Source organism: Methylobacterium sp. WL119 (genome assembly GCF_008039875.1).
Classification (GTDB): Bacteria; Pseudomonadota; Alphaproteobacteria; order Rhizobiales; family Beijerinckiaceae; genus Methylobacterium.
On record NZ_VRUU01000028.1, the window covers coordinates 36,803 to 50,589 of the forward strand.

The following is a 13,787-nucleotide window of genomic DNA, read 5'->3' on the forward strand; positions in this document are numbered from 1 at the left end:
CGGGGTCCTACAACCGCCGCAGCGCGACGCTCTCGATGCGGTGGCTCGCGCCCTTGGCCAGGATCAGGCTGGCGCGCTGGCGGGTCGGCAGGATGTTGTCGCGCAGGTTCGGCAGGTTGATCGTCGTCCACAGCCGGTCGGCGATGGCGAGCGCTTCCGATTCGGGCACCTCGGCGTACTTGCGGAAATACGAGCGGGGGTCGCGGAACGCGGTCTGCCGCAGGCGCATGAAGCGCATCACGTACCAGCGGTGCAGATCGTCCTCGTGCCCGTCGAGGTAGATCGAGAAGTCGAAGAAGTCGGAGACGAACGGAATCGCGGTGCCGTCGCGCGGTAGGCGGGCCGGCTGCAGCACGTTCAGGCCCTCGACGATCAGGATGTCGGGGCTCTCGACCACCCGCTCCTCGCCGTCCACCCGGTCGTAGACGAGGTGCGAGTAGAGCGGAGCGGTGACGCGCTTCCGGCCCGATTTCACGTCGTGCAGGAACTGCAGCAGGGCGGCGGTGTCGTAGCTCTCGGGAAATCCCTTCCGGTCCATGATGCCCTGCGCGGCGAGCGCGGCGTTCGGCAGCAGGAACCCGTCGGTGGTGACGAGGTCGACCTTCGGGGTGTTCGGCCAGCGCGCGAGCAGCGCGGCGAGCACGCGGGCCGTGGTCGACTTGCCCACCGCCACCGATCCGGCGAGCCCGATGATGTAGGGCGCCTTGGTCTCGCGCTCGGCCATCAGGAATCGCTGGGTCGCCTTGAACAGGCCCTGGCTCGCCGCGACGTAGAGCGCGAGCAGCCGCGACAGCGGCAGGTAGATCGCGACCACCTCCTCCACCGAGATCGGGTCGTTCAGCGATTGCAGGCGCTCGATGTCCTCCTGCGTCAGCGTCAGCGGCGTGTCGGCGCGCAGCTGCGCCCAGGATTCGCGGCTGAACAGGCGGTAGGGCGACAGCCGCTCCGACCCGTCGCCGGTGACCGGGTTCTGCCCCGTCACCGGGGTCTGGCCGGCGGCGAGCGCGGCCGCCTTCATGCCGGCGGCCTCGACGCCTTCTCGGCGATGCCGCTCTGCGCCGTGCGGCGCTCCAGCTCCGCCATCACCGCGGAGAGCTCGACGCCGCCGGCGCGCAGCAGCACCACGAGGTGGTAGAGCACGTCCGCCGCCTCGTTGGTCAGCCCGGTCTTGTCGCCCTGCACCGCGGCGATGGCGGCCTCCACCGCCTCCTCGCCGAGCTTCTTGGCGGCCTTGGCCGGGCCGCCCGCGAGCAGCTTGGCCGTGTACGATTGGTCGGGCGCGGTGCCGGCGCGGCTCGCCACCAGGCGGGCGAGGTCGTCGAGGGTGTAGGCGGACATAGAGGACCCGTGCGGCAGGGTTCGGAAACGACGATGCCGTCGCCGGAACCTGCGTCAACGGCGGGCGCCGGGCAAGACGGGAGCCGGCACAGCAGCGCCTCGCCACCCGCATTTGCGCGACGGGCGGGTGGAATTGTCGGAAAAATGGTGCCGGATCCGGCCGCGGCCCCCGGCGTCTTCCCGATCTCGGGTCAGGCGTCCAGCCGCATCGCGAGGCCGGCCGCCGCCATGTGCGCCTTGGCCTCGGCGACGCTGGCTTCCCCGAAATGGAAGATCGAGGCCGCGAGCACCGCGCTGGCATGGCCTTCGGCGACGCCGGCCACGAGGTCGTCGAGCCCGCCGACGCCGCCCGAGGCGATCACCGGCACGGTCACCGCGTCGGCGACGGCGCGGATCAGCGCGAGGTCGTAGCCCGAGCGCGTCCCGTCCCGGTCCATGGAGGTGACGAGCAATTCGCCCGCTCCCTTGGCCGCCACCGTGCGGGCGAAGGCGATCGCGTCGAGGCCGGTGGGGGTGCGGCCGCCATGGGTGAAGATCTGCCACGCGTCCGGCTCGCCCGGCGCGGAGGTGCGCTTGGCGTCGATCGCCACCACGACGCATTGCGCGCCGAACTTCTCGGCGGCCCGAGCGACGAGGTCGGGATCGTTCACGGCCGCGGTGTTGATCGCGACCTTGTCGGCGCCGGCGAGCAGCAGCGCGCGCACGTCCGCGACCGCGCGCACGCCGCCGCCGACGGTGAGCGGCATGAAGCAGGCCTCCGCCGTGCGGCTCACCACGTCGAGCAGGGTGCCGCGCGCCTCGTGGCTCGCGGTGATGTCGAGGAAGCAGAGCTCGTCGGCCCCGGCCGCGTCGTAGGCCTTGGCCGCCTCGACCGGATCGCCCGCGTCGCGCAGCTCGAGGAACTTCACGCCCTTGACGACGCGGCCGTCCTTGACGTCGAGGCAGGGGATGATGCGGGTCTTGAGCACGCTGGGAGCCTTCAGGCGGTCGTGTCGTCGGGGTCGATCGCGAAGGGACGCGTGAGCATCTCGTCGTGGGTGTAGGGGCAGGTTTCGGGAAAGGTCTTCAGCGGAAGGCCGGTCTCGTCAGCCGCTTCGAGACGGGCGCGGCGGTAGGCGCGTTCCATCGCTTCCACCCGACGGCTCTTCAGGCCGGGACTGTCCGCCAGCTCGTCGGCCGCAGCCACCCGATGCGTCGCGATCGAGATCACCCAGCTTCGCGTCCGTCGCGATGGCTGGTGATCCCACTTGAGCATATGCAGCAGGACGATGCGCCACGCGCCGACGAGGCTGCTGAACTGGCTGCGACCCAAGCTCTCGATCTCCTCGGCGAGGTTCTCCCGATCGAGGCCGGTCAGGTCGCCCGCCCGGAGGCGTGCCCCCTGCTCCTGCGTCCAGGTGTAGAAGTCGTCCGCGTAGGCCGTCCCGGTCTCGGCCGGTCGCGCCGCCTTCGCCGAAGCCGTCATCGCCGCCTCCCGGCAAACCCTTGACCGGGCGAGCCTATCACGAAGCGCCGCCTCCGCGCGCCGCCCTGATCGCGAACAGCGCCGCGCGCGGGTCGATGCGGCCGTCGTAGAGGGCGCGCCCCGTGATCGCACCGGCCAGCATCGCGCAATCGGGCTCGAGCAGGCGGTGCACGTCCTCGATCGAGGCGAGGCCGCCCGACGCGATCACCGGGATGCTCACGGCTTCGGCGAGCGCCACCGTCATCTCGATGTTGAGGCCCTTCAGGATGCCGTCGCGGGCGATGTCGGTGTAGATGATCGCCGAGACGCCGGCATCCTCGAACCGGCGGCCGAGGTCCTCGGCGGTCATGCTCGAGGTCTCGGCCCAGCCCGCCACCGCGACGCGCCCGTCCTTGGCGTCGATGCCCACCGCGATCCTGCCGGGATGGCGCCGCGCCGCCTCGTGGACGAAGGCCGGGTCGCGCACGGCCGCCGTGCCGATGATCACCCGGGCGACGCCCTTCTCGAGCCAGCCCTCCAGCGTGCGCATCTCGCGGATGCCGCCCCCGAGCTGCACCGGGATGTCGACCTGGGCGAGGATCGCGTCGACGGCGGCCGCGTTCATCGGCGCCCCGGCGAAGGCACCGTCGAGGTCGACCACGTGGAGCCAGGAGAAGCCCTGCTCGGCGAAGGCCCGGGCCTGCGCCGCCGGGTCGTCGTTGAACACCACGGCCTGGGCCATGTCGCCCTGCACGAGGCGGACGCAGTGTCCTTCCTTGAGATCGATGGCCGGATACAGGATCACGCGGACGCTCGTTTCTTCTGATCGTTCGACGGAGGGCGCGGCGGTTACGGCCGCCAGCGCAGAAAGTTCGCAAGCAGGGCCAGCCCGAGATGCTGGCTCTTCTCCGGGTGGAACTGGGTGCCGGCGAGGTTGTCGCGCGCCACCATCGCGGTGACGGGACCGCCGTAGGCCGCCTCGGCGACGACCTCGTCCGGGCGATCCGCCTTCAGGGCGAAGCTGTGCACGAAGTAGGCGTGCAGCCCGTCCGGCCCGGTGCGGATGCCGTCGAGCAGCGGATGGTCGCGGGACGGCGTCAGGGTGTTCCAGCCCATGTGCGGGATCTTGAGCGTGGGGTCGGACGGCCGGATCGGGCCGACGTCGCCGGAGATCCAGCCGAGGCCTTCCGTGGTCTCGTATTCGAGGCCGCGCGTTCCCATCAGCTGCATGCCGACGCAGATGCCGAGGAAGGGACGCCCCGACCCGATGGCGGCATCGGTCATCGCCGCCACGAGGCCGGGGACGGCGTCGAGCCCGCGGCGGCAATCGGCGTAGGCGCCGACCCCGGGGAGCACGATCCGGTCAGCGCGCGCGACCGCGTCCGGATCGCCGGTGACGACGATGCGGGTCTCCGGCAGCCCGGCCTCGCGGGCCGCCCGCTCGAAGGCCTTGGCCGCCGAGTGCAGGTTGCCCGACCCGTAATCGATGATCGCGACGGTCTCGGCGCTCACGGTCGTTGTTCCTCGAAGACGCTCACCGGCCGCCCTGCGCGGGAAACAGGCCGATCACAGGCTCGGCCGCGCGGTTGCCCGCGAACGCGGTCGAGGCCCGGACGGTCGGCGCGGGGGCGGGGTCGAGCCAGCGCGTCATCGCCTTGGCTTCGGCCTCGTCGGCGTTGAAGGCCACCACCGCGTCGCGCGCCGGCCGGCCGTTGCGGGCGAGCGTCCAGCGCCGGAGCGAGGACGCCTCGAGCCCGATCAGCACCAGGACCAGCAGCGTGATCGCGGTGCCGGCGGCGGGCGACAGGCCGAGGCCGTAGCCGACGAGCGCGGTGGCGCCGAGCCCGGCCAGCACCAGCAGGGCTGCGAGCCAGAGGCGGTGATAGAGGAACCACAGCACCGAGAAGGCGAAGGCCGCCCACGAGAACCCGTCCGGCACCAGCTGCGCCCGGTCGAGGTCGTGCGCCTCGCCGGAGCGGGCCTCGTGCGGCAGATGGAGCGTGTAGCTGCGCATCCTCATGGCGACCCCTTCCCTTTCCTGTCGGCGGAACGCCGGAGGCGGCTGCGCGAGCCCGCCGCGACGGCCGTCCGCGATCCTCGCCTAGAGCGAACCCTTGGTCGAGGGAACGCGTCCCTCCTCGCGGGGATCGACCGCGACGGCCTTCCGCAAGGCGCGGGCCAGCCCCTTGAAGCAGCTCTCGGCGATGTGATGGGCGTTGTCGCCGTAGAACGTCTCGACGTGGAGCGTGATGCCGGCGTTCATGGCGAAGGCCTGGAACCACTCGCGCACCAGCTCGGTGTCGAAGGCACCGATTTTCTCGACGCGGAAGGCGGTGCGGAACACCAGGAACGGCCTGCCCGAGATGTCGATCGCGACCCGGCTCAACGTCTCGTCCATCGGCATGTGGATGTCGGCGTAGCGGGCGATGCCGCGCTTGTCGCCGAGCGCCTTCGCGAAGGCCTGGCCGAGCGCGATGCCGCAATCCTCCACCGTGTGGTGCTGGTCGACGTGCAGGTCGCCGGTCACCCGCGCCTCGACGTCGAACAGGCCGTGCCGGGCGAACAGCTCGAGCATGTGGTCGAGGAAGCCGACCCCGGTGGCGATCCCGGCCTTGCCGGTGCCGTCGAGGTCGATCGAGACCGACACGTCGGTCTCCGCCGTCTTCCGGCTGATGCTGGCGCTGCGCATGGTCTTCGTGAGTGTTCGTTCGCCGGGCCGACGCGGCCGGCTTTCGTGCCTTCTAGTGCGGAAGCCGTCGCCGGGGGAAGGGCTCGGCTCAATCCTTGAGCACGCGCCCCGCCACCGCGTCGAGCTTGGCCAGCAGGTCCGGGTCGCGGTGGGACGGCGCCGTCATGATCGCGCCGTCGAGCGCCCGGTGCGAGCCGGCCGGGCAATCCTCGCGGGTCGCGGGCAGGTCGCGGGCGAGCCGCGCCACGAGGCGGGCGGCCTTGTCGGCGTTGGCCCGCGCCACCGCGACGACCGAGGCCACGTCGACCGCGTCGTGGCCCGGATGCCAGCAGTCGAAGTCGGTGACCATCGCGATGGTGGCGTAGGTGATCTCGGCCTCGCGGGCGAGCTTGGCCTCGGGCATGTTGGTCATGCCGATCACGTCGAACCCTTGCGCCTTGTAGCTCTTCGATTCGGCGAGCGAGGAGAATTGCGGCCCCTCCATGCAGACGTAGGTGCCGCCGCGATGCACGGCGATCCCCTCCGCCTCCGCCGCGTTCGCGATGCGCTTCTGCAGGTTCGGGCCGACCGGGTGGGCGAGCGAGACGTGGGCGACGCAGCCGTTCCCGAAGAACGAGGACGCGCGCCCCACCGTCCGGTCGACGAACTGGTCGACGAGCACGAACAGGCCCGGATGCAGCTCGTTGCGGAACGAGCCGCAGGCCGACAGCGCGACGAGGTCGGTGACGCCGGCCCGCTTCAGCGCGTCGATGTTGGCGCGGTAGTCGATGCCGGACGGGGAGAGGCGGTGCCCGCGGCCGTGGCGGGCCAGGAACACCACCTTGGTGTCCCCGATGCGCCCGATCCGCAGAGCGTCGGACGGCTCGCCCCAGGGCGACGCCACCCGCTCCTCGCGCACGTCCTCGAGCCCCGGCAGGTCGTAGACCCCCGACCCGCCCATCACACCGAGCACCGCTGCCGTCATGTCGATCGTCCGTTGTCGAAGGTGGCGCGTAGGAGCCGCTGCGGGGCTCCCTCTCCATGGGAAGAGGGGTGGGGTGAGGGGCGTGACCTCTCCGGACGGCGCACACCCCTCATCCTGTCCTCCTTCCCCCGGGGGAAGGGACCCGCGCAGGTCTCGGCGAGGTCGAGATCTCCGCGTCCCGCTATCACGAACTGCGCGCGCGGCAAAAACGCGAACGGGCCCCGCGAGGGGCCCGTTCGGTCGTCCGTGGATCGATCGGGCGGTCAACCCGCCTTGTGCAGCTCGGGCTGGAGGCCGTGGACCTCGCCGCCGACGTCGGCCCAGACCCGCTTCTTGACGTAGTACAGCAGCCCCGAGAGCAGGATCAGGAACAGGATCACCCGGAAGCCGAGCGCCTTGCGCGCCATCATGTGCGGCTCGGCGGCCCAGGCCATGAAGGCCGCCACGTCGCGGGTGTACTGGTCGACCGTCTCCGGCACGACCGGCTGGCCGGCCTCGTTCTTCGGGTAGGTCACCTGGCCGTCGCTGATCGGGTTCGGCATCGCGATCAGGTGGCCGGGATAGTACTTGTTGTAGTGCACGCCGTCCGGCACGTCGGTGCCCTTCGGGGGCTCCTCGTAGCCGTTCAGCACCGCGTGGATGTAGTCCACGCCCTGCTCGGAATAGCCGACGAAGGGCAGCGCGTCGGTGATGAACCACGGGAAGCCGCGCTCGAAGGTGCGGGCCTTGGCCAGCACCGAGAAGTCCGGCGGCGCCTTGCCGCCGTTGGCCGCCGCCGCCGCCTGGTCGTTCGGGAAGGGCGGCGGGAACTTGTCGGCCGGGCGGCCGGGCCGCTCGAACATCTCGCCGGCGTCGTTCGGGCCGTCCTTGACCTGGTAGGTCGCGGCGAGCGCCTTGACTTGGCTCTCCGAGAAGTCGGGACCGCCCTCCTCCGCGAGGTTGCGGAAGTCCACGAGCTTCATCGAGTGGCAGGCGGAGCAGACCTCCTTGTAGACCTGGAACCCGCGCTGGAGCTGCGCCTGGTCGAAGCGGCCGAACACGCCGGCGTAGCTCCACTGGAGGCGGGGCGGCTGGTTGCCGCCATGCGCGTCCTCGGCGGAGGCCGCCGAGGAGCCCAGCGGGGCGCCGAGGGAGAGCGCCAGCAGGGAGGCGGCGAGAAGGCTCGAGAGTTTCATCGTCGGTTCCGGTCCTGCCCTCAGCCCTTGGTCGTCGGCGCCGCGGCGGCGCCCGCCGGCAGCCCGGACCCGCTCACCTGCTTGCCCGGCCCGGTCACGCTCTCCAGGATCGACCCGGGCAGCGCCTTCGGCGTCTCGATCAGGCCGACGATCGGCATCACGAGGAGGAAGTGGGCGAAGTAGTAGAAGGTGCAGATCTGCGAGGCGATGACGTAGCCGCCTTCCGGCGGCTTGGCGCCGAGCCAGCCGAGGATGACCGTGACCGCTAGGAACAGCCAGAAGAACTGGCGGTAGATCGGCCGGTAGTTGCACGAGCGCACCCGCGAGGTGTCGAGCCACGGCGCAAGCGCGAGGATCAGCACCGCCGAGAACATCAGGATCACGCCGCCGAGCTTCGACGGCACCGCGCGCAGGATCGCGTAGAACGGCAGGAAGTACCATTCGGGCACGATGTGGGCCGGGGTCACGGCGGGGTTGGCCGGGACGTAGTTGTCGGCGTGGCCGAGATAGTTCGGCTGGTAGAAGATGAACCACGCGAACAGGATCATGAACACCACGGTGGCGAACACATCCTTGATCGTGGCGTAGGGGGTGAAGGGCACCGCGTCCTTCGAGGACTTGATCGGGATGCCGGTCGGGTTGTTCTGGCCGGTGACGTGCAGCGCCCAGACGTGGAGCACCACGACGCCGGCGATCATCCACGGCAGCAGGTAGTGCAGCGAGAAGAAGCGGTTGATCGTCGGGTTGCCGACCGAGTATCCGCCCCAGAGCAGGCTCTGGATGGTGTCGCCGACCACGGGGATCGCGGCGAGGATGTTGGTGATGACGGTCGCGCCCCAGAAGCTCATCTGGCCCCAGGGCAGGGTGTAGCCGAGGAAGGCGGTCGCCATCATCAGGAGGTAGATGATCACGCCGAGGATGTAGAGCACCTCGCGCGGGGCCTTGTACGACCCGTAATACAGCGCCCGGAAGATGTGCACGTAGACCGCGACGAAGAACATCGACGCGCCGTTGGCGTGGGCGTAGCGCAGCAGCCAGCCGTAGTTCACGTCGCGCATGATGTGCTCGACGGAGTTGAACGCCTGGGTCGCCGAGGGCTCGTAGTGCATCGCGAGCCAGACGCCGGTGACGATCTGGATGCCGAGGAAGGCGATCAGGATCGCGCCGAAGGTCCAGAAGTAGTTCAGGTTGCGCGGCACCGGGAAGGCGACGAACGACGAGTGCACCAGCCCGACGATCGGCAGGCGGGCCTCGAACCACTTCGCGAGGCGGCTCTTGGGGACGTAGGCGTTGGCGTGAGCGCTCATGGGCGGTCCCTCGTGTCTCAGGCCGCGGCCTTGGCTTCCTCGCCGATGCGGATCTTCGCGTCGGTCTGGAAGGAATAGGGCGGGATCGGAAGGTTGATCGGGGCGGGGCCGCGGCGGACGCGGCCGACCGCGTCGAACTGCGAGCCGTGGCAGGGGCAGGCCCAGCCCTCGAAGTTGCCCTGGTGGCCGATCGGCACGCAGCCGAGATGGGTGCAGTTGCCGTAGACCACGAGCCACTGGTCGTGGCCCTTCTTCACCCGCGTGCCGAAGGGAGCCGGATCGGAGAGCTGGCTCTCCGGGATCGCCTTCATGTCCGTCACCTCCTTCTCGGTGAGCTTGCGGACGAAGATCAGCTTGCCGCGCCAGAACACGTTGATGATCTGGCCGTCGGTGATCGGGGCGAGGTCGACGTCGATCGGCGCGCCGGCGGCGATGGTGGCGGCGTCCGGCGCCATCGAGGCGACGAAGGGCCAGGCGACGGCGCCGACGCCGACGGCGGCGCCCGCGCCGGTGGCCAGGTACAGGAAGTCGCGGCGGGTTCCGTCCGGGGCGGCGGTGCCGGTGGACGCGGCGGCGGAGGTGTTCGCCAAGGTCGTCAATCTCCCAGTGTGCCGTCGCCCGATCTCGTGGCGTCGGGCAGGTCGGCGGAGCGCTCCCGGGCGGATGGGAATCCGATCTCGCCCGCCGCGTCGGACCGCCCGTGCGGAGCGGACCAGAGCATCATCGTTCTAATCTGTGCAATGCGACCGCACGTCGCCCGAAGTCAAGCCAAGCTGTGCCGGAGGACGACACGGATCGGGTTTCCTATCGCGCGGGCGGCCCGGCGGGCCCGGGCCTGCGGTCCCGAAGCGCGATCAGGCGGCGCCAGCGGGCGGTGAGCAGGATCGCGACGACGAACAGGCCGGCGCAGAAACCGAGCCAGATCCCGTAGCCCTGCAGCCCCGCCCCCCAGGCGAGCGCCGCGCCGGCGGGTACGCCGATGCCCCAGTAGCCGCCGACGGCGATCAGCATCGGCACCTTCGTATCTTGCAGGCCGCGCAGCATCCCGAGGGCGACGGACTGGACCCCGTCGGCCACCGCGAACAGGGCGGCGAAGCCGAGGAAGCCGACCGCGTAGGGCATCACCGCGGCGTTGGCGGGTGCCTCGACGTCGAGGAACAGCCCGATCAGCAGGCGCGGCGCGCCGAGCTGGAGGCTGGCGCAGGCCGTCATGAAGCCGAAGCCGAGCGCCAGCGCGACGCGGCCGGCGAGCCGCACGCCCTGCGGGTCGTGCGCGCCGTGCCGCAGGCCGACGCGCACGGTGGCGCCCTGCGCGACCCCGTTCGGGACCATGAAGCAGAGCGCCGCGATCTGGATCGCCACCGCGTGCGCGGCGAGCTGGGCCGCGCCGAACAGCCCCATGCCGAGCACCGCCGCCTCGAACAGGCCGGCTTCCGCGAGCCCCGTCCCCGCCATCGGCAGGCCGAGGCGGAACAGGGCCGAGAGGCGCTTCGCATCGAAGCGCCAGACCCGGTGCAGCAGCCGGTACCGGCGCAGGCCGCGGTCGCGCAGGATCACCGCGACGAGCACGAGGAGGGTGAAGAACGCGGCGCAGGTGGTGGCGATGCCGACCCCGACCAGCCCCATGCCGAGGCGTCCGGGGCCCTCGAAGGCGAGCCAGACCCCGAGGCCGATATTGACCGGCAGCGCTATCAGGCTGGCGGCGAGCGGCCAGCTCGGGCGCTCCAGCGCCGCGAAGGTGCCGCGCAGCACCATGAACAGCAGGGCCGGCCACATCGCCCATTGCAGCGCGCGCATGTAGCGGCCGGCATCCTCGGCCAGCGCCGGCGGCTCGCCGATCGCTTCCAGCAGCGCCCGCGTGTGCCACAGCCCGAGCATCAGCGGGATCGCGACGAGGGTCGCGGCCCAGAACCCGGCCCGCACGAGGCGGCGCACGGCGTCCGAATCGGTGCGGTCGCGCCCGAGCGCCTCCGCGATCAGGGGCGCCACCGCCGAGGTCAGGCCGATGCCGCAGATGAACAGGATGAAGTACAGGCTGGTGGCCAGCGTCGCCGCCGCGAGCTCGGGCGCGCCCAGGCGGCCGAGCATCACCGTGTCGGCGGTGATCAGCCCGTGCTGGGCGAGGTTGGTGAGGACGAGGGGCGCGGCGAGCGCGAGGGTCGCGCGCAGCTCCGCGATCCACGCTCGCCGGACGGGAGGCCGCCCCTCCCCGGCCGAGGCCGCGAGGCCGAATGCCGGCATGTCTTGGTCTTTCGATGATTTGGCCGGCGCGGCCGCCCATTTGAATGAAGAGAGGTCCTATGCCCTCCCCGTCATTCCGGGCTCTAGTTCCGCGCGTTCTACCCCGGCAACGCGTCGGAAATCCGACGGGGCTCGGGTTTGGGCGCCCGGTCGGGCAGGAAGCCGCCGGACTGGCGCTCCCACAATCGGGCGTAGAGGCCGCCGCGGCCGATCAGCTCGGCATGCGTCCCCTCCTCGACGATGCGGCCCTCGTCGATGACCACGAGGCGGTCGAGCGCCGCGATGGTCGAGAGCCGGTGGGCGATGGCGAGCACGGTCTTGCCCTGCATCAGGGTGTCGAGGCTCTCCTGGATCGCCGCCTCGACCTCCGAATCCAGCGCCGAGGTCGCCTCGTCGAGGATCAGCACCGGGGCGTCCTTGAGGATCACCCGGGCGATGGCGATGCGCTGGCGCTGGCCGCCCGAGAGCTTCACCCCGCGCTCGCCGACCTGGGCGTCGTAGCCGCGCCGCCCCTTGTGGTCGACGAGGTCGTGGATGAAGGCGTCGGCATGGGCGAGCTCGGCGGCGCGGGCGACCGCGTCCATGGTCGCGTCGGGGCGGCCGTAGGCGATGTTGTCGCGGATCGAGCGGTGCAGCAGCGAGGTGTCCTGGCTGACCATGGCGATGGCGCCCCGCAGCGAATCCTGCGTGACGCGCGCGATGTCCTGGCCGTCGACGGTGATGCGGCCGCTCTCGACGTCGTGCAGGCGCAGCAGCAGCGAGGTGATCGTGGTCTTGCCCGCGCCGCTGACGCCGACGAGCCCGACCTTCTCGCCGGCCCGGATGTGCAGCGACAGGTTCTCGATCACATTGGCGTCGCCGCGGCCGTAATGGAAGCCGACGTTCTCGAAGCGGATGTCCCCGCCCGCGACCTTCAGCACGGCGGCGTCGGGCGCGTCGACGAGCCCGTGCGGACGGCTGATCGTCTGCATGCTCTCCTGGATCACGCCGACGTTCTCGAACACGCCGCGCACGGTCTGCATCACCCAGCCCGACATCGCGAGCAGGCGCAGCACCAGCGCGAGGCCGGCGGCGGCCTCGCCCGTGGTCATGCCGCCGCGCTGCCACAGCATCAGGCACAGGGCGCCGGTGGCGAGCAGCAGGGCGCTGTTGAGGATGCCGAGCAGGGTCGTCGTCAGCGTCACCAGCCGGAACTGGTGCAGGTAGGTCCGGGTGTTGCTGTCGATCGCCTCGCGCACGGCCGCGCGCTCCTCGCGGTCGCGGGCGAAGAGCTTGACGGTGAGGATGTTGGTGTAGCTGTCGACCACCCGCCCGACCAGCGCCGAGCGGGTCTCGGCGGTGCGGTGCGACCGCTCGCGCGCCCGCGGCACGAACCACGCCGTCAGCCCGGCATAGGCCGCGATCCAGGCCACCACCGGCAAGGCCAGCCACACCGAGATCGACGAGAACAGGCCGACCGCGGTGATCGCGTAGATCGCCACGTAGAGCAGGGTGTCGATGAACACGACCGCGATCTCGCGCACCGCCGGGCCGACCTGGACGATGCGGTTGGCAAGGCGGCCGGCGAAGTCGCCCTGGAAGTACGAGAGCGAGTGGCCGAGCGTGTAGAGGTGGGTGCGCCAGCGGACCTGGTTGGTGGTCTGCGGCACGATGAGCTGGTTCGAGGCGACCTCGTGCAGCCAGATCGTGGTCGGCCGCACCACCACGAGGAACAGCGCGGCGAGCGCCAGCGCGAGCCCATGATCCTGCAGCAGCGTCGTCCGGTCGGCGCCGTTCATCAGGTCGATGAACCAGCGCATCAGCAGGTAGAGCGAGGCCTCGACCGTGCCCGCCACCACCGCGATGACGAACAGGGCGGCGAGCGCGGCCCGCATCGGGCGCAGGTAGAACGCGGCGAAGCCGAGCACGGTCTTGGGGGGCATCCGCTCCGCGTCGAAGGGCGCGAACGGGTCGATGCGGCGCTCGAGCCAATCGAGGAACATGGTGTCACGGTGCTTTGCGTCGGGGAGGCGTGACCCTCATGTAAGCCCGCGGTCGTCCCGGCCAAGCGGGGAGCGATGCCGCAGCGCGTCGGGGCTGCCATGCGTCGGCACGGATCGGCCGTGCCGGCGTGGATTGGTCGGCGGCGCCGAAGCGGATATCCCCGGAGCATGCTCCGCCTCGCGCTCTACCAGCCCGACATCCCCCAGAACACCGGCACGCTGCTGCGCATGGCGGCCTGCCTCGGGCTCTCCGTCGAGATCGTCGAGCCGGCGGGCTTCGACGTGTCCGACCGTCACCTGCGCCGCTCGGGGCTCGACTATCTCGACCACGTCGCGATCACCCGGCACCGTTCCTGGGCGGCGTTCTCGGAATGGCGCCTCCAGGCAGGAATCCGCCTGGTGCTCGCCACCACCGCGGGCGCCCTGCCCTACACGGGCTTCGCCTTCCGCGACGGCGACTGCATCCTGATGGGCCGCGAATCGGCCGGCGTGCCCGAGGCGGTCCACGCCGCGGCCGACGCGCGGGTGGTGGTGCCGATCCGCGCCGGAATGCGCTCGCTCAACGTCGCGGTCGCGGCGGCGATGATCTGCGGCGAGGCGATCCGGCAGGGGGCCGGGCCGACGGCCTGAGCCGCCCGGCCCGCGCG

Annotated in this window: 15 protein-coding genes; 1 reads left to right on the forward strand and 14 read right to left on the reverse strand. The window is 71.2% G+C overall.

Going from position 1 to position 13,787, the window contains the following annotated elements:
* Positions 1 to 7 precede the first annotated feature (7 nt).
* The 14 genes from coaA to FV227_RS12665 all read right to left on the reverse strand — a co-directional run bounded on the left by coaA (position 8) and on the right by FV227_RS12665 (position 13,140).
* A complete protein-coding gene (gene coaA / locus FV227_RS12600) occupies positions 8 to 1,018 on the reverse strand; it encodes a type I pantothenate kinase (protein WP_147725797.1) in 1,011 nt (336 codons plus the stop codon).
* A complete protein-coding gene (locus tag FV227_RS12605; protein ID WP_147725798.1) occupies positions 1,015 to 1,338 on the reverse strand; it encodes a phosphoribosyl-ATP diphosphatase in 324 nt (107 codons plus the stop codon). The genes coaA and FV227_RS12605 overlap by 4 nt, the downstream gene beginning before the upstream one ends.
* 191 nt (positions 1,339 to 1,529) lie before the next feature.
* A complete protein-coding gene (gene hisF, locus FV227_RS12610; RefSeq protein ID WP_147725799.1) occupies positions 1,530 to 2,306 on the reverse strand; it encodes an imidazole glycerol phosphate synthase subunit HisF in 777 nt (258 codons plus the stop codon).
* An 11-nt stretch (positions 2,307 to 2,317) separates the two neighbouring features.
* Positions 2,318 to 2,803, reverse strand: coding sequence for a DUF29 domain-containing protein (locus tag FV227_RS12615; protein WP_147725800.1), 486 nt, complete (start codon positions 2,801 to 2,803; stop codon positions 2,318 to 2,320).
* A 37-nt stretch (positions 2,804 to 2,840) separates the two neighbouring features.
* Positions 2,841 to 3,587 carry a 1-(5-phosphoribosyl)-5-[(5-phosphoribosylamino)methylideneamino]imidazole-4-carboxamide isomerase gene (gene hisA / locus FV227_RS12620; RefSeq protein ID WP_147725801.1) on the reverse strand — a complete coding sequence of 249 codons (747 nt, stop codon included), beginning with the start codon at positions 3,585 to 3,587 and terminating at the stop codon, positions 2,841 to 2,843.
* Positions 3,588 to 3,631: 44 nt separating this feature from the next.
* Complete coding sequence (hisH, locus tag FV227_RS12625) at positions 3,632 to 4,294, reverse strand: imidazole glycerol phosphate synthase subunit HisH (protein ID WP_147725802.1); 663 nt, start codon at positions 4,292 to 4,294, stop codon at positions 3,632 to 3,634.
* Positions 4,295 to 4,316: 22 nt separating this feature from the next.
* Complete coding sequence (locus FV227_RS12630) at positions 4,317 to 4,796, reverse strand: DUF2628 domain-containing protein (protein WP_147725814.1); 480 nt, start codon at positions 4,794 to 4,796, stop codon at positions 4,317 to 4,319.
* A gap of 87 nt (positions 4,797 to 4,883) precedes the next feature.
* Positions 4,884 to 5,471 carry an imidazoleglycerol-phosphate dehydratase HisB gene (hisB, locus tag FV227_RS12635; RefSeq protein WP_147725803.1) on the reverse strand — a complete coding sequence of 196 codons (588 nt, stop codon included), beginning with the start codon at positions 5,469 to 5,471 and terminating at the stop codon, positions 4,884 to 4,886.
* A gap of 88 nt (positions 5,472 to 5,559) precedes the next feature.
* Positions 5,560 to 6,435, reverse strand: coding sequence for an S-methyl-5'-thioadenosine phosphorylase (locus FV227_RS12640; protein WP_147725804.1), 876 nt, complete (start codon positions 6,433 to 6,435; stop codon positions 5,560 to 5,562).
* Positions 6,436 to 6,698: 263 nt separating this feature from the next.
* The gene (locus FV227_RS12645; RefSeq protein ID WP_147725805.1) at positions 6,699 to 7,610 is read right to left on the reverse strand and encodes a cytochrome c1; all 912 of its coding nucleotides are present in this window, start codon (positions 7,608 to 7,610) and stop codon (positions 6,699 to 6,701) included.
* A 20-nt stretch (positions 7,611 to 7,630) separates the two neighbouring features.
* Positions 7,631 to 8,917 (reverse strand): cytochrome b N-terminal domain-containing protein, encoded by a 1,287-nt coding sequence (locus tag FV227_RS12650; protein WP_147725806.1) that lies wholly within the window; start codon positions 8,915 to 8,917, stop codon positions 7,631 to 7,633.
* A gap of 17 nt (positions 8,918 to 8,934) precedes the next feature.
* A complete protein-coding gene (petA, locus tag FV227_RS12655; protein WP_147842694.1) occupies positions 8,935 to 9,507 on the reverse strand; it encodes a ubiquinol-cytochrome c reductase iron-sulfur subunit in 573 nt (190 codons plus the stop codon).
* 214 nt (positions 9,508 to 9,721) lie between these two features.
* Positions 9,722 to 11,158: an MATE family efflux transporter gene (locus tag FV227_RS12660; protein WP_147859055.1), complete on the reverse strand. Its 1,437-nt coding sequence runs from the start codon at positions 11,156 to 11,158 to the stop codon at positions 9,722 to 9,724.
* A gap of 98 nt (positions 11,159 to 11,256) precedes the next feature.
* Positions 11,257 to 13,140, reverse strand: a complete 1,884-nt coding sequence (locus FV227_RS12665) for an ABC transporter ATP-binding protein (protein ID WP_147859056.1) — start codon at positions 13,138 to 13,140, stop codon at positions 11,257 to 11,259.
* A 168-nt stretch (positions 13,141 to 13,308) separates the two neighbouring features.
* Here FV227_RS12665 and FV227_RS12670 point away from each other — a divergent pair, with 168 nt between their 5' ends.
* Positions 13,309 to 13,770: a tRNA (cytidine(34)-2'-O)-methyltransferase gene (locus FV227_RS12670; RefSeq protein WP_147842697.1), complete on the forward strand. Its 462-nt coding sequence runs from the start codon at positions 13,309 to 13,311 to the stop codon at positions 13,768 to 13,770.
* Positions 13,771 to 13,787: the final 17 nt, after the last annotated feature.